The sequence below is a fragment of the Caulobacter sp. BE264 genome (assembly GCF_031457805.1).
In the GTDB taxonomy this organism is placed as follows: domain Bacteria; phylum Pseudomonadota; class Alphaproteobacteria; order Caulobacterales; family Caulobacteraceae; genus Caulobacter.
On record NZ_JAVDXI010000003.1, the window covers coordinates 305,287 to 329,286 of the forward strand.

At 66.5% G+C, this 24,000-nt stretch carries 21 protein-coding genes and 1 riboswitch; of the genes, 6 read left to right on the plus strand and 15 right to left on the minus strand.

The window, feature by feature from the left end; all coding sequences use genetic code 11:
- Positions 1–2,823 carry a [protein-PII] uridylyltransferase gene (locus tag J2X45_RS09780; RefSeq protein WP_310214103.1) on the plus strand — a complete coding sequence of 941 codons (2,823 nt, stop codon included), beginning with the start codon at positions 1–3 and terminating at the stop codon, positions 2,821–2,823.
- Between the two features lie 2 nt (positions 2,824–2,825).
- On the opposite strand, the gene moaC is transcribed toward J2X45_RS09780, so the two are convergent.
- From moaC to moaA, 5 genes are read right to left on the minus strand one after another with little or no spacing between them, the layout of a single operon-like run.
- Positions 2,826–3,296, minus strand: a complete 471-nt coding sequence (gene moaC / locus J2X45_RS09785) for a cyclic pyranopterin monophosphate synthase MoaC (protein WP_310214104.1) — start codon at positions 3,294–3,296, stop codon at positions 2,826–2,828.
- Positions 3,293–3,844, minus strand: a complete 552-nt coding sequence (gene moaB, locus J2X45_RS09790; RefSeq protein ID WP_310214106.1) for a molybdenum cofactor biosynthesis protein B — start codon at positions 3,842–3,844, stop codon at positions 3,293–3,295. The genes moaC and moaB overlap by 4 nt, the downstream gene beginning before the upstream one ends.
- Positions 3,845–4,297, minus strand: coding sequence for a molybdenum cofactor biosynthesis protein MoaE (locus J2X45_RS09795; protein WP_310214107.1), 453 nt, complete (start codon positions 4,295–4,297; stop codon positions 3,845–3,847). It lies immediately after the preceding gene.
- Positions 4,294–4,533, minus strand: coding sequence for a MoaD/ThiS family protein (locus J2X45_RS09800; RefSeq protein ID WP_310214108.1), 240 nt, complete (start codon positions 4,531–4,533; stop codon positions 4,294–4,296). The genes J2X45_RS09795 and J2X45_RS09800 overlap by 4 nt, the downstream gene beginning before the upstream one ends.
- On the minus strand, positions 4,534–5,583 hold the full coding sequence (gene moaA, locus J2X45_RS09805; protein WP_310214109.1) for a GTP 3',8-cyclase MoaA: 1,050 nt from the start codon (positions 5,581–5,583) through the stop codon (positions 4,534–4,536). It abuts the gene before it with no gap.
- Between the two features lie 30 nt (positions 5,584–5,613).
- Between moaA and J2X45_RS09810 the strand changes: the two genes are divergently transcribed.
- Positions 5,614–6,237 carry a nucleotidyltransferase family protein gene (locus J2X45_RS09810; protein ID WP_310214110.1) on the plus strand — a complete coding sequence of 208 codons (624 nt, stop codon included), beginning with the start codon at positions 5,614–5,616 and terminating at the stop codon, positions 6,235–6,237.
- 100 nt (positions 6,238–6,337) lie between these two features.
- Here the strand turns inward: J2X45_RS09810 and J2X45_RS09815 are convergent, their stop codons facing one another.
- From J2X45_RS09815 to J2X45_RS09825, 3 genes are all read right to left on the minus strand, one after another.
- Positions 6,338–6,562, minus strand: a complete 225-nt coding sequence (locus J2X45_RS09815; RefSeq protein WP_310214111.1) for a hypothetical protein — start codon at positions 6,560–6,562, stop codon at positions 6,338–6,340.
- 333 nt (positions 6,563–6,895) lie between these two features.
- Positions 6,896–9,088: a xanthine dehydrogenase family protein molybdopterin-binding subunit gene (locus tag J2X45_RS09820; RefSeq protein WP_310214112.1), complete on the minus strand. Its 2,193-nt coding sequence runs from the start codon at positions 9,086–9,088 to the stop codon at positions 6,896–6,898.
- Entirely contained in the window at positions 9,085–9,615 is a 531-nt protein-coding gene (locus tag J2X45_RS09825; protein ID WP_310214114.1) for a 2Fe-2S iron-sulfur cluster-binding protein, read from the minus strand. The genes J2X45_RS09820 and J2X45_RS09825 overlap by 4 nt, the downstream gene beginning before the upstream one ends.
- A 201-nt stretch (positions 9,616–9,816) precedes the next feature.
- On the opposite strand from J2X45_RS09825, the gene J2X45_RS09830 reads away from it, so the two are divergent.
- Together J2X45_RS09830 and J2X45_RS09835 are read left to right on the plus strand one after the other, a co-directional pair.
- Positions 9,817–10,131 (plus strand): MliC family protein, encoded by a 315-nt coding sequence (locus J2X45_RS09830; protein ID WP_310214115.1) that lies wholly within the window; start codon positions 9,817–9,819, stop codon positions 10,129–10,131.
- 15 nt (positions 10,132–10,146) lie between these two features.
- Entirely contained in the window at positions 10,147–11,037 is an 891-nt protein-coding gene (locus J2X45_RS09835; protein ID WP_310214116.1) for an NAD(P)-dependent oxidoreductase, read from the plus strand.
- A 9-nt stretch (positions 11,038–11,046) separates the two neighbouring features.
- Here J2X45_RS09835 and J2X45_RS09840 read toward each other — a convergent pair whose 3' ends face one another.
- From J2X45_RS09840 to J2X45_RS09855, 4 genes are all read right to left on the minus strand, one after another.
- The gene (locus tag J2X45_RS09840) at positions 11,047–12,699 is read right to left on the minus strand and encodes an MFS transporter (protein ID WP_310214118.1); all 1,653 of its coding nucleotides are present in this window, start codon (positions 12,697–12,699) and stop codon (positions 11,047–11,049) included.
- Between the two features lie 56 nt (positions 12,700–12,755).
- Positions 12,756–15,458 (minus strand): PAS domain S-box protein, encoded by a 2,703-nt coding sequence (locus J2X45_RS09845; RefSeq protein ID WP_310214119.1) that lies wholly within the window; start codon positions 15,456–15,458, stop codon positions 12,756–12,758.
- 98 nt (positions 15,459–15,556) lie between these two features.
- Positions 15,557–16,240, minus strand: a complete 684-nt coding sequence (locus tag J2X45_RS09850; RefSeq protein ID WP_310214121.1) for a Fe2+-dependent dioxygenase — start codon at positions 16,238–16,240, stop codon at positions 15,557–15,559.
- Positions 16,241–16,388: 148 nt separating this feature from the next.
- On the minus strand, positions 16,389–18,701 hold the full coding sequence (locus J2X45_RS09855) for a TonB-dependent siderophore receptor (RefSeq protein ID WP_310214122.1): 2,313 nt from the start codon (positions 18,699–18,701) through the stop codon (positions 16,389–16,391).
- Positions 18,702–18,870: 169 nt separating this feature from the next.
- A riboswitch (ZMP/ZTP riboswitch) is annotated at positions 18,871–18,952 on the plus strand.
- 25 nt (positions 18,953–18,977) lie between these two features.
- Between J2X45_RS09855 and J2X45_RS09860 the strand changes: the two genes are divergently transcribed.
- On the plus strand, positions 18,978–19,610 hold the full coding sequence (locus tag J2X45_RS09860) for a LysE family translocator (RefSeq protein ID WP_310214124.1): 633 nt from the start codon (positions 18,978–18,980) through the stop codon (positions 19,608–19,610).
- Between the two features lie 47 nt (positions 19,611–19,657).
- Positions 19,658–20,377 carry a ribonuclease T2 family protein gene (locus J2X45_RS09865; protein WP_310214415.1) on the plus strand — a complete coding sequence of 240 codons (720 nt, stop codon included), beginning with the start codon at positions 19,658–19,660 and terminating at the stop codon, positions 20,375–20,377.
- On the opposite strand, the gene J2X45_RS09870 is transcribed toward J2X45_RS09865, so the two are convergent.
- The 3 genes from J2X45_RS09870 to rpsO form a co-directional block, all read right to left on the minus strand.
- Positions 20,378–21,217: a DUF1206 domain-containing protein gene (locus J2X45_RS09870; protein ID WP_310214126.1), complete on the minus strand. Its 840-nt coding sequence runs from the start codon at positions 21,215–21,217 to the stop codon at positions 20,378–20,380.
- A gap of 124 nt (positions 21,218–21,341) precedes the next feature.
- Entirely contained in the window at positions 21,342–23,480 is a 2,139-nt protein-coding gene (pnp, locus tag J2X45_RS09875; RefSeq protein ID WP_310214127.1) for a polyribonucleotide nucleotidyltransferase, read from the minus strand.
- Positions 23,481–23,729: 249 nt separating this feature from the next.
- Complete coding sequence (gene rpsO, locus J2X45_RS09880) at positions 23,730–23,999, minus strand: 30S ribosomal protein S15 (protein ID WP_013077242.1); 270 nt, start codon at positions 23,997–23,999, stop codon at positions 23,730–23,732.
- Position 24,000 lies beyond the last annotated feature (1 nt).

Here is a 24,000-nt window from a genome sequence, read left to right on the forward strand (position 1 = left end):
ATGCCCCGTCGCCTTCGCCCCACCCGCCTGGAACACGTCGTCGACGGTCACGCCCTGCGGGCGAGACTCTCGGCCGCCGCCTTGGACTCGATCGGCAACGAGGCCGAACAGCGCGCTCGCGCCATCGACATCCTCAAACAGGCCCTGTTCCGTGGCCGGATGATCGCCAAGGAGCGCCTGGAGAACGGCGCCAGCGGCGTTGAGACCAGCCGCCTGCTCAGCGGGGTCACCGACGAGGTGATCACGGCTCTGTACGACTTCACGACCGTGCACGTCTTCCGGGCTCGCAATCCCACCGAAGGCGAGCGCCTCTGTCTTCTGGCCGTCGGCGGCTATGGCCGGGGAACCCTGGCGCCGTTCAGCGACATCGATCTGCTCTTCCTGCGTCCCTACAAGCAGACGCCGCACGCCGAGAGCGTGATCGAGTATATGCTGTATGCGCTGTGGGATCTGGGCTTCAAGGTCGGCCACGCCTCGCGGACCATCGAGGAGTGCGTTCGCCTCTCGAAGGAAGACTTCACGATCCGCACGTCGATCCTGGAGGCGCGGCGCCTGACCGGCGACGAGCGCCTGGCTGAGGATCTGAAGAAGCGTTTCCGCGACGAGGTGATGAAGGGCACCGGGGCCCAGTTCGTCGCCGCGAAGCTCAAGGAGCGCGACGACCGCCAGGCCCGCGCCGGCGCCAGCCGCTACATGGTCGAGCCCAACGTCAAGGAAGGGAAGGGGGGTCTGCGCGACCTCCACACCCTGATGTGGATCGCCGAGTATCTGCATCCTGTCGACCGGCCCGAGGACGTCTTCAAGATGGAAGTGTTCTCGATCCGCGAGACCAAGGCCTTCATCCGCGCCTTTGACTTCCTGCATGCGGTGCGCGCGCACCTTCACTTCACGACAGGTCGGCCAGAGGAGCGGCTGACCTTCGACCTTCAGCCCGAGATCGCCCGCCGGATGGGTTATGGCGACCGTGGCGACGCGCCCGCGGTCGAGCGTTTCATGCGGCGCTACTTCCTGATCGCCAAGGAGGTTGGGACCCTTACCCGGGCCTTCTCGGCAAAACTGGAAGCCGAGCATTTCAAGAACGAGCCCAAGGGAATCTCGCGTTTCCTTCCTGGCGCGCGGCCCAAGCGCAAGGCGCTGGATGTCGAAGGCTTCTACGAGGATGGCGGTCGCCTGAACATCGAGGGCCAGGAGATCTTCGAGGCCGATCCGGTCAACCTCATCCGTCTGTTCAAGATCGCCGACGAGCGCGACCTTGATCTGCATCCCGACGCTTTCACCGCTGTTACGCGCAGCCTGCCGTTGATCACCTCGAAGGTGCGCCGCGATCCTGAGGCCTGCCGCGCGTTCCTGCATCTGCTGGCCCGCGGCAAGCGCAGCTACCGCACCCTGACCCTGATGAACGACGCCGGCGTTCTGGGCCGCTTCATCCCGGAGTTCGGCCGTGTCGTCGCTCAGATGCAGTTCAACATGTACCATTCCTACACGGTGGACGAGCATACCCTGCGCGCCGTCGGCGTGATCGGCGACATGGCGGCCGGTCAACTGGTCGAGGACCATCCGCTGTCGGTTTCGATCATGCCTCTGATCGAGGACCGCGAGTCGCTGTTCCTGGCCATGCTGCTGCACGACACCGGCAAGGGCGGGGTTGGCGGACAGGAGAAGGCCGGCGCCCGTAGCGCCCGCAGCGCCTGCGAACGCCTGGGCGTAGAGCGCAGCAAGGTCGAACTGGTCGCCTGGCTGGTCGAGAACCACCTCGTCATGAGCGACTTTGCCCAGAAGCGGGATGTCTCCGATCCCGGCACCGTCGCGGCCTTCGCACGGATCGTCGAGAACCCCGAGCGGTTGCGCCTGCTTCTGGTCATCACCGTGGCCGACATTCGCGCCGTGGGGCCGGGGGTCTGGAACGGCTGGAAGGGCCAGTTGCTGCGCGAGCTTTACAACGCCACCGAAGCGGTCTTCCGCGGAGGGCGAGGCAGCGACGCCGCCGCGAATGTTCAACGCCATCAGGAAAACACGGCCGAGGTCGCCCGGGCGGCGCTGCTGGAAACCGACCCCGCCGCCAAGGGCTGGGTCGCGGCGATGGAGAACGCCTATTTCAGCGCCTTCGCACAGGACGATCTCTTTCATCACGCCGAACTGGCGCGCCGTGCGGCGATACAGGGCGGGGCGGCCGCTGAAGGTCAGGTCCGCCCAGGCAGCAACGCGGCCGAGGTGGTCGTCGCCGCCAAGGACCGGCGCGGTTTGTTCGCCGATCTTGCTCTCGCGATTTCGTCGCTTGGCGGCAACGTGGTCGGGGCCCGCGTGTTCACCTCTCGCCAGGGCCAAGCGCTGGATGTCTTCTACGTCCAGGACGTGATGGGCGCGCCGTTTGGCTGCGAAAATCCTCGCGCTTTGCGTCGGCTGGCTGACGCCCTGGAAGCGGCCGGGAAGGGGGACGCGCTGGCCGTTGAACCTCGCCGTGGCTCGGAGCTCTCGCGCGCGGCGGCCTTCGCGATCGCGCCTTCGGTCACCATCGACAATGACGCCTCCAACGACGCTACGGTGGTCGAGGCTTCAGGACGCGATCGTCCCGGTCTTTTGCACGCCTTGGCCAAGACCCTGGCCGACAGCGCCTTGTCCATCCAGTCAGCGCATATCGACGGCTATGGCGAGCGCGCGGTCGACGCCTTCTATGTGCAGACCGCCGAGGGCGGCAAGATCACGGATACGCGCAAGCTCAATGCGCTGAAGACGGACTTGCTGGCCGCGCTGGAGCAGAACGAAGCCAGCGCTCCAGCGGCTCGCCCGGGACTCAAGCGGGCCCGGGCCAGCGTCGCGCGGTAGGCTTAGTCCGCCTTCCAGTCGCCCGACTTGCCGCCGGACTTTTCCAGAAGGCGGATAGCTTCGATGACCATGCCTTTCTCGGCGGCCTTGAGCATGTCGTAGATGGTCAGGCAGGCCACTGAGGCGGCCGTGAGGGCCTCCATCTCGACGCCGGTGGGGCCGGTCGTCCTGACCCGAGCCGTGACGGCCAGCCCGCTTTCGACTGGTTCCACTGCCACCTCGACCTTCGACAGGGCCAAGGGATGGCAGAGTGGGATCAGGTCAGACGTTCGCTTGGCGGCCATCACGCCGGCCAACTCGGCCACAGCGCGGACATCGCCCTTGCGACCCGAGCCCGAGATCGCCAGCGCCAGGGTTTCAGGGCGCATCCGTACAAAGCCCGCTGCGACAGCCTCGCGCGCGGTCGCCGGCTTGTCGGAGACGTCGACCATGCGCGCCCGACCCTGGTCGTCGATGTGGGTAAGCTTGCTCAACGTTCCAGCAGCCTTGGCATCAGTTCCACCATGTTGCAGGGCTTGTGGCGGCTGTCCAACTGGGCGGCGATCACCTTGTCCCAGCCGTCCTTCACCGCGCCATTGCTGCCCGGCAGGCAGAAGACGAAGACGCCGTCGATCAGGCCCGCCGTCGCTCGCGACTGCAGGGTCGAAAGGCCGACCGAAGCGTAGCTGATGAGGTGGAACACGACGGAAAAGCCGTCGATCTTCTTATCGAACAGGGGCTCCAGCGCCTCGACGGTCACATCGCGACCGGTCAGGCCGGTCCCGCCGGTGGTGACGATCGCATCCACTGTCTTGCCGTCGATCCACGACCGGACCTGGGCCCGGATCTGCTCGATATCGTCGCGAACCACTACGCGGCCGCCCAGCTCATGGCCGGCGGCCTTGACGCGCTCGACCAGGATCTGACCCGAGGTGTCGCTGGCCTCATCTCGGGTGTCGGAGATCGTCAGCACCGCCACGCGAACGGGAGTGAAGGGCAGGTCGGGCTTGATCCCGCCGCCGGGCTTCAGCGCTTCTGACACTCAGACCTCCTCATCCCAGCGTTCGGCGTCGGTCCTATCGCGCGCGGTCGGTTCGATCCAGCGCGGGCCGCCGGGACCATGCTCCTTCTTCCAGAAAGGGGCGCGGCTCTTCAGATAGTCCATCAGGTAGTCGCAAGCCTCGAAAGCTTCACGGCGATGGGCGGCGGCTGTCGCCACGAAGACGATCGCCTCGCCCGGCGCGATGCGACCGACGCGATGCACGATGTGGACGTCCTGAAGGGCGAAGCGCGTCACCGCGCCTTGAACGATCTCCGCGATCGCGGCGTCGGTGAAGCCAGGATAGGCCTCGAGTTCCAGAGCGCTGGCTGCGCCCTTTTCGGCGCGCGCGAGTCCGATAAAGGTCGCCACCGCACCGGTCTCTTGGCGGTCCGCGCAGAACGCAGTCACCAGCGCGCCGGGCTCGAACGGCTGGTCGGTCAGGGTGACGATCATCCGCCGCTCATCGGCGGCAGGAAAGCGACCTCGCTGGCGGGCGACAACGCCGCCTCGCCACGGACGATGGCCTTGTCCACGGCGACCTGAACGCCAGGCGCGGCCAGGGCTTCGCCGAGCATCGGGTCCGCCAAGCCGATAGCAGCGCGTAGGGCGTCCAGGCTCGGGGCCTCGACCTCGCGCTCGCGCCAGCCGGCTTGGTCGGCCAGGCGCCCGAACAGAAGAACCTGCGCCATCTAGCCCCCGGTCGTCGACATGTGGCGGGCCACGGCGGGGCGCCCGGCGGCGATCTGGAAGTCGTGACCCTGGGGCTTAGCGCCGATCGCCAAGTGGATCGCCTCGACAAGGTCCGCGTCGCTGGCCCCGTTTCGGATCACCGCCCGCAGGTCGCTGGCGTCGTCGCGGCCCAGGCACGTGTGCAGCGTGCCCGTGCAGGTCAGACGGACACGATTGCACGTGTCGCAGAAATGGTTGCTGAGCGGCGTGATCAGGCCCAGCCGACCGCCAGTCTCGGCCACGCGCACATAGCGGGCGGGCCCGCCGGTGGCATCCGGAATGTCCTCCAGGGTCCAGAACGCCGACAGGTCCTGGCGCACGTCCTTCAATGAGAGGAACTGATCCGTTCGGTCCTGGTTGACCTCGCCCAAGGGCATAGTCTCAATCAGGGTGATGTCGCAGCCACGCCCGTGCGCCCACTGGATCAGCGCGGGGATTTCATCGGCGTTGTCGTGCCTGAGCGCGACGGTGTTGATCTTGACCGCCATGCCCGCCGCCTGGGCCGCCTCGATCCCGGCGATGACCCGGGCGACATCGCCGCCCCGCGTCAGGGCTCGGAAGAGCTCGGGCTTGAGGGTGTCGAGCGAGACGTTGATCCGCTTGACGCCATGGCGCGCCAGATCGGGGGCGTAGCGTTCGAGCTGTGACCCATTGGTTGTCAGGGTGAGTTCGTCCAGGGCTCCGGTGCGCAGATGCCGTGACAGGCCGGCCACAAGATCCATGAAACCCTTGCGCACCAGGGGCTCGCCGCCGGTGAGCCGCAGCTTACGGACCCCCAGGCCGACGAACGCCGAGGCCAGGCGATCCAGCTCCTCAAGCGTCAGAACCTGCGCCTTGGGCAGGAATGTCATGTGCTCGGCCATGCAATAGACACAGCGCAGGTCGCAGCGATCGGTGACGGAGACCCGCAAATAGGTGACCGCGCGCCCAAAGCCGTCGATCAGGGACGGCCCGGGCGTTCGGGAAGCGGTTGCGACCGCTTGCGCGGGACTGTCGTCGTAGGGCGTCATGTCGGAAGACTAGAATAGGGGCTGCGACCGATGACGCAAAGAGCTACGAGCGACCTCGACGCCATCGTCCTCGCGGCGGGTCGCGGTGTTCGCTTCGGCGGCGGCAAGCTGACGGCGCCGCTGGACGACGCGCCCCTCGTCGCGGGGGCCCTGCTCACCGCGTTTCTGTCGCCGGTCCGCCAGGTCTTTGTGGCTGTGGGTCCGGATCCAGGTGTCCTTGAGGCGGTGAGGGCGACCGCAACGCGCCTGGCGGTGAACGATCGGCTGGTGGTCGTGCCGATCTCGGACCCCTCGGCTGGAATGGGGGCCTCGCTGACGGCCGCCGCGCGCGCCGTTCCTGATGATACAGGGGGCGTCTTCATCTTTTTGGGGGACATGCCAAGAATTGATCCGGCTACGCCCGCCCATCTGGCCAGGATGCTTCGTGATCCGAACGACATCGTCGCGCCCACCCATCTGGGCCGCCGGGGTCATCCGGTTCTGTTCGGCGCGACCTGGTTGCCGGCGCTCCGCGCACAATCAGGCGACGAAGGCGCACGCGGGATTATCGACAGCGCGGGCCAAAGACTGATCCGCGTCCCGGTGGAGGACCCGGGTATTCATATGGATGTCGATCGGCCTGGCGATCTCGCGTCCATCGCGGCGAGACGCTAGAAGCCTCTTTTGGGGGGAAAAGTCTATATGGGACAACGGGTTGAGGCCTGGCGCGTGGAGCGCCTGCGCGACCTCGGCGGGCTATCCGCTTTGCTGACGTCTACTGCTCCGGCTGCTCCGGAGACGTGACGATCGCTCGGATCTCCTTGATCAGCCGGAGGGCCCCGACGATGTCGCCGCGCTCCTCGAGCGCCGCCAAACGGGGGATCAGCAAGCTCAGAACACGACGATAGTCCACGCCGACCCTGGCCAGCGCCTCGATAAACAGCGCGACGTCTTCCTGGTCAGCGATCGTCTCGAGATCAGCGTCGGAACACGGCCTCACAGGTTCATTCCCCTGCGAGCGCCGATAGAGTCGGCGACCATGGCGGATGGGCCCTTGAGGAGGTTCAGGGGCCTGCCAATCGCCAAGCCTTTAGGGGCGCCCGCTCCGGCGCTCCAAGCGAGGAGCCACCGGACGCGGGCTTCCGCCGCCTTGAACGACGAACCCAGAAATCGCGCAACTTCCCGAACGCGAGGATCCGACACGATCAGCTGTAAAGCTTCCCGCCCGGTCGAATTCGGCCCGCCCAAACAAGTACTGAGACGCTCACCCATGGCCATAGGATGATCGGGGAATTTCTTCCCGTCCAGCGTGTATTTCAAGAACGGCGATCGATCAGGCGTCGGACCTGACGAACGGCAATCGCGACGTTGCGATCTTGTTCAACGAAAAGAGGGCGTTGGCCACGGCTGGCGCGATCACGGGCGTTCCGGGTTCGCCAACTCCGCTCGGTCGGTTACCCGAGGGAACGATATGGGTCTCGACCGAAGGCGCCTCATTGATCCTGAGCACCCGGTAGCCGTCGAAGTTGGTCTGGTCGACCTGACCGTCCGTCAGGGTGACCTCGCCGAACAGAGCCGCCGACAGGCCATAGCAGGTGCCGCCCTCCATCTGAGCCGCGATCTGGTCAGGCGAAATCGCCACGCCACAGTCGATCGCGGTGACCACGCGGCCGACGCGCGGCGCGCCGTTCTCGAGCTTCACTTCGGCGATCTGCGCCACGACGGAGCCGAAGCTTTCGTGGACAGCCACGCCGCGCGTCCAGCCCGCAGTGGCCTTGGGACCCGCCTTTTCCAAGGCCAGGTTCAACACCGCCAGGTGACGATCTGCGCCCGCCTTGGCGTACAACGCCTGGCGGTAGGCCACCGGGTCCTTGCCGGCCTTGGCGGCCAGCTGGTCGATGGTGTGCTCCATCACGAAGGCGGTGTGCGTGGCGCCCACCGAGCGCCACCAGAGCACCGGGACGCCGATATCCGGGAACGCCACCTGGGCGTCGACCACCGGCGTCGCTTTCAGATAGGGCGAGTCGTTGATGCCCTCGAACGCCGAGGAGTCGGGACCCTTGCCCATCGGCATGGGCGCGCCCTTCATGATCGACTGGGTTACGATCCGGTGGCGCCACGCCGCTGGCAGGCCGTCCTTGTCCAGCTTCACCTTCAGGGCATGCAGGACGATCGGCCGGAAGTAGCCCGACCGCATGTCGTCCTCGCGCGTCCAGACCAGCTTCACCGGGCGGCCCTTGCCGACCTTCTTGGCGATATGGACGCATTCGACGGCGTAGTCCGACTGGAAGGTGGCGCGGCGACCAAATGAGCCGCCCGCGAACAGGGTTTCGATCTCGACCGAACCGGGCAGGCAACCGACGACCTTGGCGACGTTCAGCTGGTCCAGCGTCGGACCCTGCGAACCGAAGGTCAGCTTGACCTTGTTGCCGTCGACAGCCGCCACGCAGTTCATCGGCTCCATGGTGGCGTGGGCCAGATACGGGAACTCGTAGTTCAGCTCGACCACGTCGGCGCCCTTGGCCGCGTCCAGGGCGGCCGCGTCGCCGCGCTGGTCGAAGGGCTCCCATTTGACCGAGGCGTCCTTGCCGGACAACACGTCGCGATAGCCCTGGATGATCGCCGGGCTGCCGCGCTTCTCGGCCTTCTCCTCGTCCCATTCGACTTTCAGGGCCTCGCGGCCCATGCGGGCGGCGTAGGTGTTCTGGGCGACGACGGCGATCCCGGTGGGGATCTCGAAAACATCGACGACCCCCGGGATCTTCTTGGCCTCGCCGGCGTCGAAGCTTTTCACCTTGCCGCCGAACCGGGGCGGATGGGCGACCATCGCCGTTAGCATGTCGGGCAGGCGGACGTCCTGAGTGTAGCGCGCCGTACCGTCGCTCTTGGCTTGCGAGTCCTTGCGGCGCACGCGGTCGGAGCCGATGAGCGTGAACGCCTTCGGATCCTTCAGCTTGGGATCGGCGGGCGGATTGACCTTGGCGGCGTCGTTCAGGAGCTCGCCAAAGGTGGCGGTCTTGCCCGACGTGTGGGTCAGGACGCTGTCCTTGACCGTGATCTCGCCGACAGGGACGTTCCAGCGGTTGGCGGCGGCCTGGACGAACATCGCCCGAGCGCCGGCGCCGGCCTTGCGAAGCTGATCCCATGAGTTCGAGATCGCCGATGATCCGCCCGTAAGCTGCGCGCCCATCGTCCCATTGGCGTAAAGTTTAGCGTTGGCGGGGGCCTGCTCGACCTTCACCTTGCTCCAGTCGGCGTCCAGCTCCTCGGCGACGATGGCCGCCAGGCCCGCGTGATTGCCCTGGCCAAATTCGATGTGCTTGGAGATCACCGTCACCGCGCCGTCGGGCGCGATCTTGATGAAGGGGCCAAAGGCGCCGACCTCGACCTTCGAGCCGGCGCTCATCAGGTCGGCGGGAGAACACCCGACCACGAGCGCGCCGCCGACGAGGGTCGAGGCGACCACGACATCGCGGCGGCTGGGTTGAACGGCCTTCAGGCCTTTGGGATCGACTGGAGCGTTCATCGGCCGGCTCCCCGGTGCGTCGCGCCCGAGGCGGCGACGATGGCTTCATCGATGTCGGCGTGCGCTTCGCCCGTGGGCGGGCCGAAATCGGCGGCGTCCTTGATCGCGGCGCGGATGCGTTGGTAGGCGCCGCAGCGGCAGATGTTGCCCGCCATGGCCTCATCGATGTCCTGGTCGGTGGGCTTGGGTTTCTGGGCCAGGAGCGCACAGGCCGACATCACCTGGCCCGACTGGCAATAGCCGCACTGGGGAACGTCGTGACGCACCCAGGCCTGCTGCACCGGATGCTGACCGCCCAGGCCCTCGATCGTCGTGACCTTGGCTCCGCCCACGGCCTCAATCGGCGTAACGCATGACCGGATCGGCTGGCCGTCCAGGTGCACCGTGCAGGCGCCGCATTGCGCGACGCCGCAGCCGAACTTGGTGCCGGTCATGCCGAGCTCATCGCGCAGCACCCACAGCAGAGGCGTCTCGGGCGCGGCTTGCACCGAGACCGGCTTGCCGTTGATGTCCAGGGTCATGGCCATGCGTCTTCGCCTCCCAACGAAAGACGGGACGCATCGCGCCCCAAACGAAACCTAACACTGTTCACACATGGCTTGGCCAGAAGGATTTTCAACCGCGCGGCTCGCAAGCTTTCCGACCGCGAAAATCGCGATCCGAACGCGGGTTAGGAGGGCGCCGAGCGCGAAACGGGCTATGCTGCCCAGCGTCCAGGAGTTCGCGTCATGCGCCGCATCGTCATCACCGCCGCCATCCTATCCGTTGCGCTTGCAGGGTGCGTGACGGTCAAGCCGATGGACTCCACCGATGCGCCCATCCGTTACAGCTGCAAGGCGGGCAAGCGGTTCACCGCCGCATACGCGCTACACGGCAAGCGGGTCGTCGTGACCGCTGGCGGCGCGACCAAGACGCTCAAATTGGCGCGTTCGGCTTCCGGCGCGCGCTACACGGCGGGTAAAGCCGAGATCTGGAGCAAGGGCGCCGACGCCATGCTGACCGGGTTCCCCGGCGGCCCCTACGACGACTGCCGTTCGCAATAAACTCGAGGTTTCGTGTTGGATTCGTTTCCCGCTTTCTTCCCCTTGGCTGGTCGCAAGGTGGTGATCGCCGGTTCCGGCGAAGCCGCCGAAGCCAAGGCGCGGTTGTTCGAAGGCTCGCCCGCGACGCTGGTCCGCCTGGATGGCCATGCGGCCTATCTGCCGGGATCCTACAGCGGCGCGGCCTTCGCCTTCATCGCCAGTCCGGACGAGGTGTTCGTCCAGGCCGCCGCCGGCGCGGCGCGAGCGGCGCGGGTTCTGGTCAATGTCGTGGATCGGCCTGAGCTCTGCGACTTCAACACGCCCGCGGTGATCGACAGAGGCCAGGTCGTAGCAGCTGTCGGAACCGGCGGCGGGGCGCCGGTCCTGGCCACCATGCTGCGCAACGACATCGAGGCTCAGGTGCCGGAGGGCACGGGCCGGGTGGCGGCGTTGCTCGCCAAGTTCCAGAGCGAGGTGCGCAAGACCTTGCCCGCCTTGCACGAGCGCCGCGCGTTCCTGCGCGACGCGGTGATGGGCGAGGCGGCCGTCGCTGCTCGGGCGGGCGACATGGACCGCGCCGGCCAATTGTTCCGCGAGGCCCTGGCCAAGGGCGGCGCGCGCAAGGGCGTCGTGCGCTTCATCGCCGGCAAGGGGCCGGCCGACCTGCTGACGCTCCGTGCGCTCCGCGCGCTCGGCGCAGCCGATGTCTTGGTGATCGACGCCGACGTCGAGCCCGAGGTGCTGAAGATGGCGCGACGCGACGCCGAGCGGCTGGACCCCGAGGGCGCCGACGCCGAACATCTGATCCAACTGGCCCGTGAGGGGCGTCAGATCGTCCGGCTGATCACCCATCCGGTGGATCCGGCTCTGGTGCACGCCCTCACCCAGGCCGAGGTCGCGGTCGAGGTTATCCCCGTCGCGACCTGACCGTTTGGGTCAGTTCAGCGGCCGTTCCTTCGTCTCCGGCAGCAGGAAGGCGGTGGTGAGCACGCTGAGCAGGGTGAAGGCGACAGGGTACCACAGGCCCGCATAGATGTTGCCGACCGCCGCCACGATGGCGAAGGCGAAGAACGGCACGAAGCCGCCGACCCAGCCCGTGCCGATATGGTAGGGCAGCGACAGCGCCGTGTAGCGGACGCGGGTCGGGAACAGCTCGACCAGGCATGCAGCCAGTGGCCCGAACAGCGCCGTTGCCGCGATCACAAAGACGAACAGCACGCCCAGGATCATCGGGATATTCATCCGCGCGGGATCGGCCTTGGCCGGGTAGCCCGCCTCGACAAGCGCGGCCTTGATCCGGGTCTCCACCTCGGCCTTCGTCGCCTTGACCTCATCCTTGCCAAGACCGGCGGCGCTCTTGGAGGCGACTTCGGCGCCGCCAATACGCATCACCGCGACAGCGCCGGCCGGCGCAGCCTCGTTCGCGTAGGAGACGCCGGCGTTGGCCAGGGTGCTCTTGACGATGTCGCACGAGGTCACGAAGGCGGTCTTGCCGACGGGATCGAATTGCAGCGAGCAGTCCTTGGGATCGGCGAACACGACCACCGGCGCCTTGGCGCTGGCTTCGGCGAGCGCCGGATTGGCGGCCTTTTCCAACAGGTGGAAGCCAGGGAAGTAAAACAACAGCGCCAGGGTCATGCCGCCCAGCATCACCGGCTTGCGGCCGATCTTGTCCGACAGCCAGCCAAAGACGACATAGAAGATGGCGCTGATCGCCGTCGCGATCATCATCAACTCGTTGATCGTCACCGGATCGACCTTCAGGAACTTTTCCATGAAGGTCTGGACGTAGAAGAAGCTCGTGTACCAGACCGCGCCCTGGGCGCACATCATCGAGACGAAAGCCAGGATCACCAGCTTGAGGTTGCTCCACTGACCGAAGGCTTCGGCGTAGGGCGCCTTGGAGGCCTGTCCCTCGGCTTTCATGGCTTCGAAGGTAGGGCTTTCGGTCAGCTTGAGGCGCATCCAGACCGAGACGCCCAAAAGGCCGATCGAGACGGCGAACGGGATCCGCCAGCCCCAGGCGTCGAAGGCGTCGGGCCCGACATACTTGCCGAGCACCCAGCGGGTGGCCAGGATCACGAGCAGCGCGCCGAACAGGCCAAACGCGGCCGAGGTCTGCACCCAAGAGGTCGACCAGCCGCGCTTGTTGGCGGGGGAGTGCTCGGCGACATAGATAGCCGCGCCGCCGTACTCGCCGCCCAGGGCGAAGCCCTGCAGGCAGCGCATGATGATCAACAGGATCGGCGCGATGATCCCGGCCTGCGCGTAGGTCGGCAGGAAGGCGATAGCGAAGGTCGCGCCGCCCATCAGCAGAACGGTCGCCAGGAACGCGCCCTTGCGGCCGGCCTGGTCGCCGATCTTGCCGAACACCAGGGCGCCCAGCGGCCGGAACGCGAATCCGACGCCAAACAGGGCGAGGGCGGCGATATAGCCGGCGGTCTCGTTCAGGCCGGCGAAGAAGGTCTTCGAGATCACCTGGGTCAGGCTGCCGAAGATGAAGAAGTCGTACCACTCGAAGGCCGTGCCGGCCGATGAGGCCGCGACCACCGTACGCATCGACGCGCGTTCCTGACCTTCTTCCGCCATCTCATTCCCCCAATTTTGGACCTGCTTAGCGTGGTTCAGGGTTTGGGGGAACGGGGTTAGGCGACCGCAGCCTTGTTGTCCGGTTCCTTCTTGGACAGGCGCAGGATCTCGGCCACCAAGGCCGTCGGCGAGATCGGTTTGGCGGCGACCCCGTCCATGCCCGCCGCGCGGTAGGCCGCTCGCTGATGAGCCATCACATTGGCGGTCAGGGCGATGATCGGCGCGCGACCGGCCGGACCGGGGAAGGCGCGAATATGTCGCGAGGCTTCCAGGCCATCCATGCCCGGCATCTGCACATCCATCAGGATCAGGTCGAAGGCGCCGCTTGCGGCCGCCGCGACGCCCGCTGCGCCGTCGTCGGCCACGCTGACCTCTGCGCCCAGCTGCTCAAGAATCCGCCGAGCGACCAGTTGGTTCGTACGATTGTCCTCCACGACCAACACCCGGAGCCCCATCAGCAGGTCCAGGCTCTCGCCGGGCTCGACGTTCGGCGGCGCCGCCGGCGGTGCTGCGATGCTCAACGAGAATGTCGAGCCCTCGCCCGGGATCGAACTGAAGGCGACTTCGCCGCCCAACATGCGGGCCAGCTTGCGCGTGATCGCCAGCCCAAGACCCGAGCCCCCAAACCGGCGGGTGGTCCCCGCATCAGCCTGTTGAAAGCGCTCGAAGAGCCTGCCTTGCGCTTCAAGAGGCACGCCCACGCCGGTGTCGATGACGTTAAACACAAGCTGTGGCCCCGCATCGGTGATCACGCGTCGCGCGCGCACCGTCACCGAGCCCTTCAAGGTGAACTTCACGGCGTTGCCCACGAGGTTGAACAGCGCCTGACGGACCCGGGTGGGGTCAGTCTCAATCCATCCCATGTCCTCGGGGAGGTCCAGCTCCAGACGCAGGCCCTTGTGCGACGCCTGGGCGGCCAGGAGCCGGGCCACGCCCCGTACGAGCTCGCAGGGATCGACGGGTTCGCGGTTGAGGTCGAGACGCCCCGCCTCAATGCGAGAGATGTCGATGACGTCGTCGAGCAAGGTTGAGAGCATCTGACCGGCGGCGAGCGCTTCGCCCAAGAGATCGGCGCTGTCGCCGGGCGGGAGCTCGCGCTTGAGCACATGCATCACGCCCAGAACGCCGTTCATGGGCGTGCGAATCTCGTGACTCATATTGGCCAGGAACTGCGCCTTGGCCTCGTTGGCGGCCTGGGCGGCGCGCTCGGCCGCGATCAAGGCCAGCTCGGCCTTCTTCTTTTCGTCGATGTCCAGGATCAGGCCCACGGCCTTGCGCGCCTGACCCTGTCCGTCGCGCCGGACCTCGTGGAAAATCCGGACCCAGCGCGTTTCGCCCTCGGGCGAGATCAGTCGGACCTCGTAGTGTTGGGGCCCCGTGCGCCCCTCGCGCCACCAGACGGCGGCGGTTTCATAAAGCTGGGCCCTGTCGTCGGGATGCACCATCGGCCAGACCGCGTCCTGGACGTCCCGATAGGCGATCCGACGGCCCATCATGCGATGGAACTCCGGAGAGCCCCAGAAGGCCTGCTTCTCGTGATCGATCTCGTAGACGCCCGCCCGGGCTGCGCCCAAGGCCACTTTCAGCCGCCGCGCATTGTTTCGAGCGTCGCGCCGCGCCTCGGTGAGGGCGGTGATCTCGTCCATGTAGGTGATGACGCCGACAATTTCGCCGGCGACGTCACGCCAGGGCCGTGCCTCCCAGCGGAACGCGCGCTCGACGCCTTCGGCGTCGTAGAGGCGGTCTTCCCGTCGCTTCACGATCTCGCCTGAGAGCGCGCGGGTGACCCGGGTCACGAACCGTTGGCGCGCTCCGTTCGTCAGCTCGGTCAGGGTCTTGCCGATGACCTGGTCTTCGGTCGACCGGAAGATCTCCAGGAACCGCGGGCTGACCATCCTCAGCCGCATGTCCAGGTCGTAAACCGCCACGGCGAAGGGCGCGTCCTCGATCAGGCGGCGGGCGCGACGCTCGCTCCAGATCGCCTTGTCGCGGCTGCGGGCTACGTCGGTGATGTTCTGCGAAACGCCTTTGAGCGCAAACAGCGACCCAGGCGTCGCTTCGGCGCGATAGGTCGCGCGCAGCGTGAACCAGCGGCCGTCATTGGCCCGAAGTCTATACTCCAGCGAGCCCCCTTCTCCGGTCAGGACGGCGCGTGCGAAGGCCGCCTGGACACTGGCGCGCTGGTCGTCTGGCAGGCGGGCGAGGAACAGCTCGGCGGTGGCGACATCTTCCGGCGACACGCCCATCAGGGCCAGCGCGTCCGGCGCCCAGTCGATGCGTCCCGTCTCGGGATCATAGCTCCAGACGCCGATCCCGGCTTTCTCGGCGAGCAAGGCCTGGGTCCGCCGCGCTGCGTCCAGCTCGAGACGCGCCTGAACTTCGGCGGAGATGTCGTGCATGACGCCGACCATCTCGCCGTTCGGGCCAAGACGTGAGCGGCCTTGTAGCCAGATCCAGCGGCCGTCCCTGCAGCGGATCTTCAGCTCATTGATCGCCGACCCTGTCTCGCGAAGCCGGTGACCTGTGTCGACGAGCTCGGCCTGACTGTCTGGGTGGACGAACTTGATCGTGGGTTGTCCCACCAGTTCGTGCTGCGCCCAGCCGGTCAATTGCGACCAGGCCTCGTTGACGCTGATGAACCGGCCGTCTGCGGACACGACCGTGAAGAGATCGCTGGCGTGGGCGAAGAACCAGCGCGCAGCCTCGACCTCGTCAAAGGACGAGGCGGGAGGGGGCGCAGGAGTCGACACCTTGGACATCCGGTCTCCAAAAAGTTGGGCGGATGTTGGGGCGCAACCGTAAACTTATGGTTCGCGCGGCGTAGCAATGTTCGGCGAACGAGGAGGGGCGCGCGGTTTCAGACCTCGGCCCATTGCCGCAACAGGTTATGATAGACGCCCGTGAGCGACAGGATTGCGTCGTCGTCCCGCTCGATCTTTCGGGACAACCGCTGGATGGCGACGTCCATGTCCAGCAGCAGGGTGCGCCTGGCGTCGTCGCGGATCAGGCTCTGGATCCAGAAGAAGCTCGCCGTACGGCGGCCGCGGGTCACGGGCGTGACGTGGTGCAGGCTGGTGCTGGGGTAGAGGATGGCGTCTCCGGCAGCCAGCTTGACGACATGGTCGCCATAAAGGTCGTTCACCACCAGTTCGCCGCCGTCATAGTCTTCGGGCTCGGCCAGGAAGAGGGTGCATGACAGGTCGGTGCGCAGGCGCCGCCCGGTCACAGGGTCGCGTCGGATGGCGTTGTCGACATGATCCCGAAAACCCATGCCCTCGCCATAGCGGTTGAACATCGGCGACAGGATGGTCTGGGGCAGGGCGGCCGAGACGAACAAGGGATTGGCTTCCAAGGCCTGGACGATGATCGCCCCGACATGACGCGCCTCGGCGCTGTCCTGCGGCAACTGTTCGTTGTTCTTGGCCATCGCAGCCTGAAACCCCGAGGTGACGTTTCCATCCACCCAAGGTCCGGCGTCGAGGATCGCGCGGCACTCGGCCACCTGCGTTTTGGTCAGCACCTCGGGAATCTGCAGCATCATCAGCGACATCCTATTTGCGAACCATTCCTATCTGGCCGGCCTTGTCGATCCTTTGATCCGGATCAGATCATCGCCGGTCCCGAAAGAAAAAGCGCCCCGGCCGGACTTGGGCCGGACGGGGCGCTGGGTGAAGTCCTTCGAGGGGAGGTCAGTACTTCACGTTGACGGTCAAGATCGCCTGCCGACCGGGCGCCGGGTCGGCGTGGTGGACGCCGTTGGTTCGCAGGATGTAGCGCTCATCCGTCAGGTTCTGGACGTTGAGCTGCAGGTCGATCGTCTTGCTCAGCGACCAGGACGCAAAGGCGTCGTAACGGGTGTAGGACGGTGCGAAGACCTTGTTGGCCCCGCCGCCGGCCCCGCCCTGATTGCCGCCGAAGCTCTTGGAGACGTAGTAGGCGCCGCCGCCCACCGACAGCTGCGGCGTCACCCGGTAGGTCGAGAACAGGCTGACGGTATGCTTGGGCGTATTGGCCAGCGGATCACCGACGTTGACGCTGGTGTAGGGGCCCCGGACCAGCTCGCTGTCCATGTAGGTGTAGCCGCCGAAGACCTGCCAGGCGCGGGTGACAGACCCCGAGACGCCCAGCTCGACGCCCTGCACCCGAACTTCGCCCGCCTGCTCGGTCTGGGTCGCGCTGACGGCGATCACCGCGTTCTTGCGCTCGGTCCGGAAGACCGCGCCCGACAACGCCAGCTTGTCGCCGAACACGTTCCACTTGGCGCCCGCTTCAAGGCTGGTGGTGTCCTCAGGATCGAGCAGCGCCTGGGCTGGTGTGGCGGCGGTGTTCTGGTCGCCGGCGGCGATCGTCGGTGGGGTCGAGGCCGTCGCATACGACACATAGAGGCTGCTTGACGGCGTCGGCTTGTAGTTCAGCCCGATCTGATAGTTGACGAAGTCCCAGCTGGCCTTGGCCAGGCTGGCGTAGGTCACGCCGGTGACCACGCCATTGGCGGAGGTCGCGGTCGCGTTGAAGCCCTGCGTGGAATAGTCGTCGTAGCGGACGCCCAGGTTCAGCAGCAGCTTCTGCGTCAGGTCGATCGTATCGAACGCATAGATCGAGCCGCTGCGGGTCTTGGACTGGGAGGCGGGGCCGCGATTGATCACGCCGGTCCAGGCGTCGTTCGGATTGGGAGCGTAGAGCCGCGTGCAGTCGCCCGTGCCCGCGCCGGTGAAGCCGGTCGGACAGGTCGACCCCGCCGTCGTGAAGATCACGTAGGTGGCGTTGTCGTTGATCTCGCGCGACAGCTCCAGGCCGAGGTTGAAGCGGTTCTTGAGGCCGGCCAGTTCGAACTTGCCCGTCAGGTCGGTGACGAAGGCGGTGGTCTCGGTCTCGTTCCAGCGCGACTTGGTCCCGCGCTTCATCCACCATTCGCCGGCCACGAACTGGGCCGCGCCGCCGTCGCCGGGGTTGGTGACCAGATAGTCGTTCAGCGTCTTGCCGTAGCGGATCACCTGGCGGACGGCGAGGTTCTCGTTGATCTCGTGACGGACGGCGACCGTGGCGATGTCGGCCTTGGTCTTCATCCAGTCGCGATCCAGGCCGTAATAGGCGTTGCGCGAGACATCCAGGATGCCATCGGCCGGGCGCGAGCGGCCGTCGGTGCCTGCCACGCCCCAGGTGCGCTTTGCCGCCAGCGGAATCCCGTAGTCCGGATCCTGGTCGCTATCGAGGTGATAATAGCTGAGCGTGGCCTGGGTTTGGGTGTCGATGCCGAAGGCCAGGGACGGCGCCAAGCCCCAGCGCTTGAAGTCAACGCTGTCGCGCCCGGGCGTATCGCCGCCGGTCGCCATCAGGTTCAGACGGAAGGCGGCGTTCTTGCCAAAGGCGTAATTGCCGTCGGCGGTGACGCGGTAATAGTTGTCCGTGCCGCCAGCGGCTGAGCCGGCCACGAAGGTGTCGAGCTTGGGCGACTTGGACGACAGATTGATGCTGCCGCCGCCCGAACCGCGACCGCTGTAGACCGAGTCCGGCCCCTTGATCACTTCGACCTGCTCGAGGTTGAACACCTCGCGGGTCTGGCCGCCCGTATCGCGGACGCCGTCGACGAACACGTTGTTGCCCGAGCTCTGGCCGCGGATGAACGGCCGGTCGGCCAGCGGCTGTCCGCCTTCGCCCGCGCCGAACGTGATGCCCGGCGAGGTGCGCAGGATATCCGCCAGCGAGGTGGCGGCGGTCTGCTCGATGATCTTCGAGGGAATGACCGTCACCGACCGCGGGGTGTCCAGGAGCGGCGCGGTGAACTTGCTCGACGAGGGGTCGGCCACCCGCTTGGCGTCGATCTTGACGCCGGAGACTTCCGTGCCGTCGGCGGTCGACGCCGTGGCGATCGGCGCAGCGGCGTCCAGCTCGGTCGCCGAGACGGCTTGGGCCAGGCCAAGTCCCGCGAGCCCGGCGACAGCGGCGGCGCCCAAGGCGCGGCGGGGCCGGCTTACAACGCCAGCGAAGTTCGGATTACGCATATTGATTGTCCCCAGAGAGCGCCAACACCGCTCTTCTTGAAATTGCGAGGCGTTCTTAGCGATCTTGCAATGCATTCGCAATGATAATCGTTCGCAATTGCGGCGCGTGCGCCGTGGACCAAGCAAAGGCTTGGGCCCTCCCAACCCTCTCGCGCTCGTGATAAGCCGCTAAGGGCCGCGCGACTGGCGTTCGGAGGGAAACGACCCTCGGGAAGCGCGACCTGTCAGAGCCGTTCGCCTGGGCGCCCCATCGAACCCGAGAGAGGATGCGCACCCATGCCCGAAGCTAAGACCTGGATCGCCTTTACACTTGTCTGCCTAGGCATGGCCCTGACGCCGGGGCCGAACATGCTCTACCTGGTCAGCCGTTCGATCTGTCAGGGCCGCTGGGCTGGGATCGTGTCGCTGATTGGCACGGGGGCGGGCTTCGTCGTCTACCTGCTGTGCGCGGCGCTGGGCATCACCGCGCTCCTGATGGCCGCGCCGATCGCCTACGACCTGCTTCGCTTCGGCGGAGCCTTGTATCTTGCCTGGCTGGCGTGGCAGGCGATCCGCCCCGGCGGCGCCTCGCCGTTCCAGGTGCGCGAGTTGCCCAAGGACAGCCCCGCCAAGCTGATCACGATGGGTTTCGTCACCAACATGCTCAATCCCAAGGCCGCGATGCTTTACCTGTCGCTGCTGCCCCAGTTCATCAAGCCCGAGCAAGGCGGCGTCTTCAGCCAGTCTCTGGCGCTGGGCCTGACCCAGATCGGCGTCAGCCTGACCGTCAACGGCGCGATCTGTCTCGCCGCCGGAACCATCGCCGGTTTTCTCGCCACCCGGCCGAGCTTTGCGCTTGTGCAGCGCTGGCTGATGGCCACGGTGCTCGGCGGGCTGGCCGTGCGGATGGCCACGGAAGCGCGGCGCTGATCACGGGCTTGACGCTCCGGCAGGGGGCGGGCCTATCGAGGCGTTCTCTGGAGTCGCCGATGAAGACCGTCCCCGCCGCCATCCTGGCCGCCGCTCTGACCCTCACGGCCGCCGCTGCGGAGGCTTCCAGCCTCCAGGCGTGCGCTGTGCCCAAGGATGTCACGCCATCGCCGACCGAGATCCCGCCGCCTGACGAGATCCATCCCAACGTGCCGATCGCGGCCTATCTGCTGGCGCTCTACTGGTCGCCCGAGGCCTGCCGCGCCGGCATCCCGGAGTCCGACAAGGCGATCCAGTGTGAGGCCAACCGCTTCGGGTTCACCGTGCACGGCCTGTGGCCCAACGGACCCGACAAGGTGCATCCGCGCTATTGCCGCATGAGTCCGCCGATGCGGGTGAAGACGGTGAAAGCCAATCTGTGCATGACCCCTTCACCCTGGCTTCTGCAGCACGAGTGGCAGGCGCACGGAACCTGTAACTGGAAGACGCCGGAGGCCTACTTCAAGAAGACCCGCCAGATCCGGGACCGGCTGAACATTCCCGATCTGGACCCGGGCGCCGACGAAACCATGACCGCCGGAGAGATTCGCCAAGCCTTCATCGCACGCAATCGGGGGATGACCCGCGAGGGTCTGAACGTCCGGGTCAAGCAAGGCCGTTTGACCGAGGTCTGGGTCTGCATGGATCTGAAGTACACACTCGCGGCCTGCCGGGGCGACAATGGCGCGCAGGACGGGGCGGTGGTGAAGGTGACGCCCAAGCGCTAATTACAGCGCGGCCGGCGGCCGGATGCGGCGTGACAGCGCTTCGACGAAGCCGAACAAGCCGAAGGCGACCAGCCCCAGCGCGACAAGGCCCAGGATCCAGGGACCGGCGGGCTGTTGTTCGACGACCTGTAGCGCGTCGCCCCAGCTGCGAGCCTGGCTCGCACGCACCTCAAGCCCGGCGACCACCAGGAAAGCGCCGAGCGGTAAGGTGGCGAGACCGCGCGCTGCATAGCCGATCTTGGCCAGCGGAACGACCCGCGCGCAGGTGTCTGCGTCGCAAGAGAGGCGTTTGGCGAAGTCCTGCATCAGACCCTGGATCACATTGCCGATCCCGAAGCCCAGCACGATCAGGCCCGCGACGACGAGGATGCGGTCACCCCCGGGCCAGCCCAGGATCGCTTCGGCGTACTGGTGAGCGCTCTGGGTCTCGTCCGCCTCGCCGACGTCCTCGAAGACGTCCAGAAGCTCCAGCGCCGACCATGCGAGACCACCGTAGACCAACCCGCTCAGGGCCTGTCCGCCCCGGATCGCCCAGCCCTTGAGCGTCGTCCCGTGTCGATCAGCATCGAAGAGCGCCTGCACGCCGCGCCAGACCGCGAAGCCCACCAGACCTGCGGCGACAATCACGATCAGGACGCCGCCGAGCGGCCAGGCCGCCCACGTCTCAAGCACCTCGCGCGCGCCTTTGGCCCTCGGGGTCAGATCGAGCGCCGCCAGAAAGGCCATCGCACCCAGCCCCACGTAGACGGCGCCGCGGGCGGCGTAGCCGATGCGGGCCGACCATTGCAGGACCGTGGCAAGTTCGGGCGGCGCACCCAAAAAGGCGGCGCGTCGGATCATGATGCGGTTTCTCCCTGCTCTGGGGCGAAACGCAGGACAGGGGCGGGGGCTCCAAACGCAAAACGGGCGGCCCCTTTCGGAGCCGCCCGCCTGATAGCGTCCGGAATGGGAAGCTGAAAAAGCCTTAGGCTTCTTCGGCCGCCGCTTCCTTCTTCGACAGGTCTTCGCCGGTTTCCTGGTCGACGACCTTCATCGACAGCTTGGTCTTGCCGCGGTCGTCGAAGCCCAGGAGCTTCACCTTGACCATCTGGCCTTCCTTCAGCACGTCCGACGGCTTGGCGACGCGTTCGTTGCTGATCTGGCTGACGTGAACCAGACCGTCCTTGGCGCCGAAGAAGTTCACGAAGGCGCCGAAGTCGACGACCTTCACGACCTTGCCGTCGTAGATCTTGCCCACTTCAGCTTCGTCGGTGATCGACTTGATCCAGTCGATCGCGGCCTTGATCTTGGCGCCGTCCGACGCCGAGACCTTAACGGTGCCTTCGTCGTTGATGTCGACCTTGGCGCCGGTGGTGGCGACGATCTCGCGGATCACCTTGCCGCCCGAACCAATCACTTCACGGATCTTGTCGGTCGGGATGGTGATGGTCTCGATCTTCGGCGCGAAGTCGCCCACGTCCGCGCGCGGCGCGTCCATGGCCTTGTTCATTTCGCCCAGGATGTGCGCGCGGCCTTCCTTGGCTTGCGCCAGGGCCTGCTCCATGATCGCGGGCGTGATGCCGGCGATCTTGATGTCCATCTGCAGCGAGGTCAGGCCTTCGCTGGTGCCGGCGACCTTGAAGTCCATGTCACCCAGGTGATCTTCATCACCCAGGATGTCCGACAGAACCGCAAAGCCGTCCTTTTCCAGGATCAGGCCCATGGCGATGCCCGAGACCGGACGGACCAGCGGCACGCCGGCGTCCATCATGGCCAGCGACGAACCGCAGACCGTGGCCATCGAGGACGAACCGTTCGACTCGGTGATCTCCGAGACCAGACGGATCGTGTAGGGGAAGTCTTCCTTGCTCGGCAGCATCGGGCGCAGGGCGCGCCAGGCCAGCTTGCCGTGACCGATCTCGCGACGGCCCGGCGAGCCCATGCGGCCCGTCTCACCGACCGAGTAGGGCGGGAAGTTGTAGTGCAGCAGGAAGGACTCCTTGTAGGTCCCTTCCAGGGCGTCGATGAACTGCTCGTCGTCGCCGGTGCCCAGGGTGGCGACCACGATCGCCTGGGTCTCGCCGCGGGTGAACAGGGCCGAACCGTGGGTGCGCGGCAGGATGCCGACTTCGCCCAGGATCGGACGGACGGTCTTCACGTCACGGCCGTCGATGCGCAGGCCGGTGTCCAGGATGCCGCGACGCACGACGTCGGCTTCCAGTTCCTTGAAGATCGCGCCCAGCTTCAGCGGGTCGTAGCCAGTCGGGTTCTCTTCCGAGAGGCCCAGTGCCGCGACGGCCTTCTTCTTGGCGGCGCCGACCGCTTCATAGCGGTCCTGCTTCTTCTGGATCTTGTAGGCGGCGGCGATGTCGGCGCCCACGAGGTCCTTCATCTTGGCCTTGATCGCGTCGGTGTCTTCCGGCTCGAACGCGAAGGGCTCCTTGGCGGCGTGCTCGGCCAGGTCGATGATCGCGTCGATCACGGCCTGCATCTGCTGGTGGGCGAAGTTGACGCCGCCCAGCACGATCTCTTCCGAGAGCTCCTGGATTTCCGATTCAACCATCATCACGGCGTCGGCGGTGCCGGCCACGACGAGGTCCATCTTGCTTTCCTTCATCTCATCGAGAGTCGGGTTCAGCACGTAGGCGCTGTCGACCCAGCCCACGCGGGCCGCGCCGATCGGGCCCATGAACGGGGCGCCCGACAGGGTCAGGGCGGCCGAGGCGGCGACCATGCCCAGGATGTCGGGATCGTTCTCGAGGTCGTGCTGCAGCACGGTGACGACGACCTGGACTTCGTTCTTGAAGCCCTTGACGAACAGCGGGCGGATCGGACGGTCGATCAGGCGGGAGACCAGGGTCTCCTTTTCCGACGGACGGCCTTCGCGCTTGAAGAAGCCGCCGGGGATCTTGCCGGCCGCGAAGGTCTTTTCCTGATAGTTGACCGTCAGCGGGAAGAAGTCTTGGCCCGGCTTCTGGCTCTTGGCGAACACGGCGGTGGCCAGGACGACGGTTTCGCCCATGGTGGCCAGGACAGCGCCGTCGGCTTGACGGGCGATGCGACCGGTTTCGAGGACCAGCGTCTTGCCGCCCCACTCGATCGTCTTGCGTTTGATATCGAACATTTTTCTTCTTTCGGTTCCCGCGGGCGGATTCCCGTCGGGGCGGACAGGGGCGGACGGCTAACGGAAGCCGGCCCGATGATCCTCATCCAGTGTGACAGGCGGGTTTGAGGACGTGAACCCTCGGACAGTCGGACAATCCGTTTTGAGCGGACCACCCTGGGGTAATCCGGCGTTCGGCCTGTCTCGGCCGCCGGATCCCAAATACGCGATCCGCCGCCCTGCCGGAGCGGGGCGGCGGATCTTGATGCCTTAGCGACGCAGACCCAGCTTTTCGATCAGGGACTGATAGCGACCGGCGTCGGACTTCTTCAGGTGGTCGAGAAGCCGGCGACGCTGGGAAACCAGCTTCAGCAGGCCACGACGGCTGTGGTTGTCCTTCTTGTGCGTCTTGAAGTGCTCGGTCAGGTTCGAGATGCGTTCCGAGAGGATCGCGACCTGGACTTCAGCGCTGCCGGTGTCACCCGCGCCGCGGGCGTGTTCGGCGATGAGAGCGGCCTTGCGCTCGATAGTGATCGACATC

Excerpts from the sequence above, each read along its gene's own strand:
- J2X45_RS09850 (WP_310214121.1), bottom strand. The coding sequence starts at position 16,240 with ATGATGCTGCAGATTCCCGAGGTGCTGACCAAAACGCAGGTGGCCGAG.
- J2X45_RS09795 (WP_310214107.1), bottom strand. The coding sequence starts at position 4,297 with ATGATCGTCACCCTGACCGACCAGCCGTTCGAGCCCGGCGCGCTGGTG.
- rpsO (WP_013077242.1), bottom strand. The coding sequence starts at position 23,999 with ATGTCGATCACTATCGAGCGCAAGGCCGCTCTCATCGCCGAACACGCC.
- pnp (WP_310214127.1), bottom strand. The coding sequence starts at position 23,480 with ATGTTCGATATCAAACGCAAGACGATCGAGTGGGGCGGCAAGACGCTG.
- J2X45_RS09830 (WP_310214115.1), top strand. The coding sequence starts at position 9,817 with ATGCGCCGCATCGTCATCACCGCCGCCATCCTATCCGTTGCGCTTGCA.
- J2X45_RS09780 (WP_310214103.1), top strand. The coding sequence starts at position 1 with ATGCCCCGTCGCCTTCGCCCCACCCGCCTGGAACACGTCGTCGACGGT.
- moaA (WP_310214109.1), bottom strand. The coding sequence starts at position 5,583 with ATGACGCCCTACGACGACAGTCCCGCGCAAGCGGTCGCAACCGCTTCC.
- J2X45_RS09870 (WP_310214126.1), bottom strand. The coding sequence starts at position 21,217 with ATGATCCGACGCGCCGCCTTTTTGGGTGCGCCGCCCGAACTTGCCACG.
- J2X45_RS09860 (WP_310214124.1), top strand. The coding sequence starts at position 18,978 with ATGCCCGAAGCTAAGACCTGGATCGCCTTTACACTTGTCTGCCTAGGC.
- J2X45_RS09810 (WP_310214110.1), top strand. The coding sequence starts at position 5,614 with ATGACGCAAAGAGCTACGAGCGACCTCGACGCCATCGTCCTCGCGGCG.
- J2X45_RS09855 (WP_310214122.1), bottom strand. The coding sequence starts at position 18,701 with ATGCGTAATCCGAACTTCGCTGGCGTTGTAAGCCGGCCCCGCCGCGCC.
- J2X45_RS09825 (WP_310214114.1), bottom strand. The coding sequence starts at position 9,615 with ATGGCCATGACCCTGGACATCAACGGCAAGCCGGTCTCGGTGCAAGCC.
- J2X45_RS09800 (WP_310214108.1), bottom strand. The coding sequence starts at position 4,533 with ATGGCGCAGGTTCTTCTGTTCGGGCGCCTGGCCGACCAAGCCGGCTGG.
- J2X45_RS09840 (WP_310214118.1), bottom strand. The coding sequence starts at position 12,699 with ATGGCGGAAGAAGGTCAGGAACGCGCGTCGATGCGTACGGTGGTCGCG.
- J2X45_RS09845 (WP_310214119.1), bottom strand. The coding sequence starts at position 15,458 with ATGTCCAAGGTGTCGACTCCTGCGCCCCCTCCCGCCTCGTCCTTTGAC.
- J2X45_RS09820 (WP_310214112.1), bottom strand. The coding sequence starts at position 9,088 with ATGAACGCTCCAGTCGATCCCAAAGGCCTGAAGGCCGTTCAACCCAGC.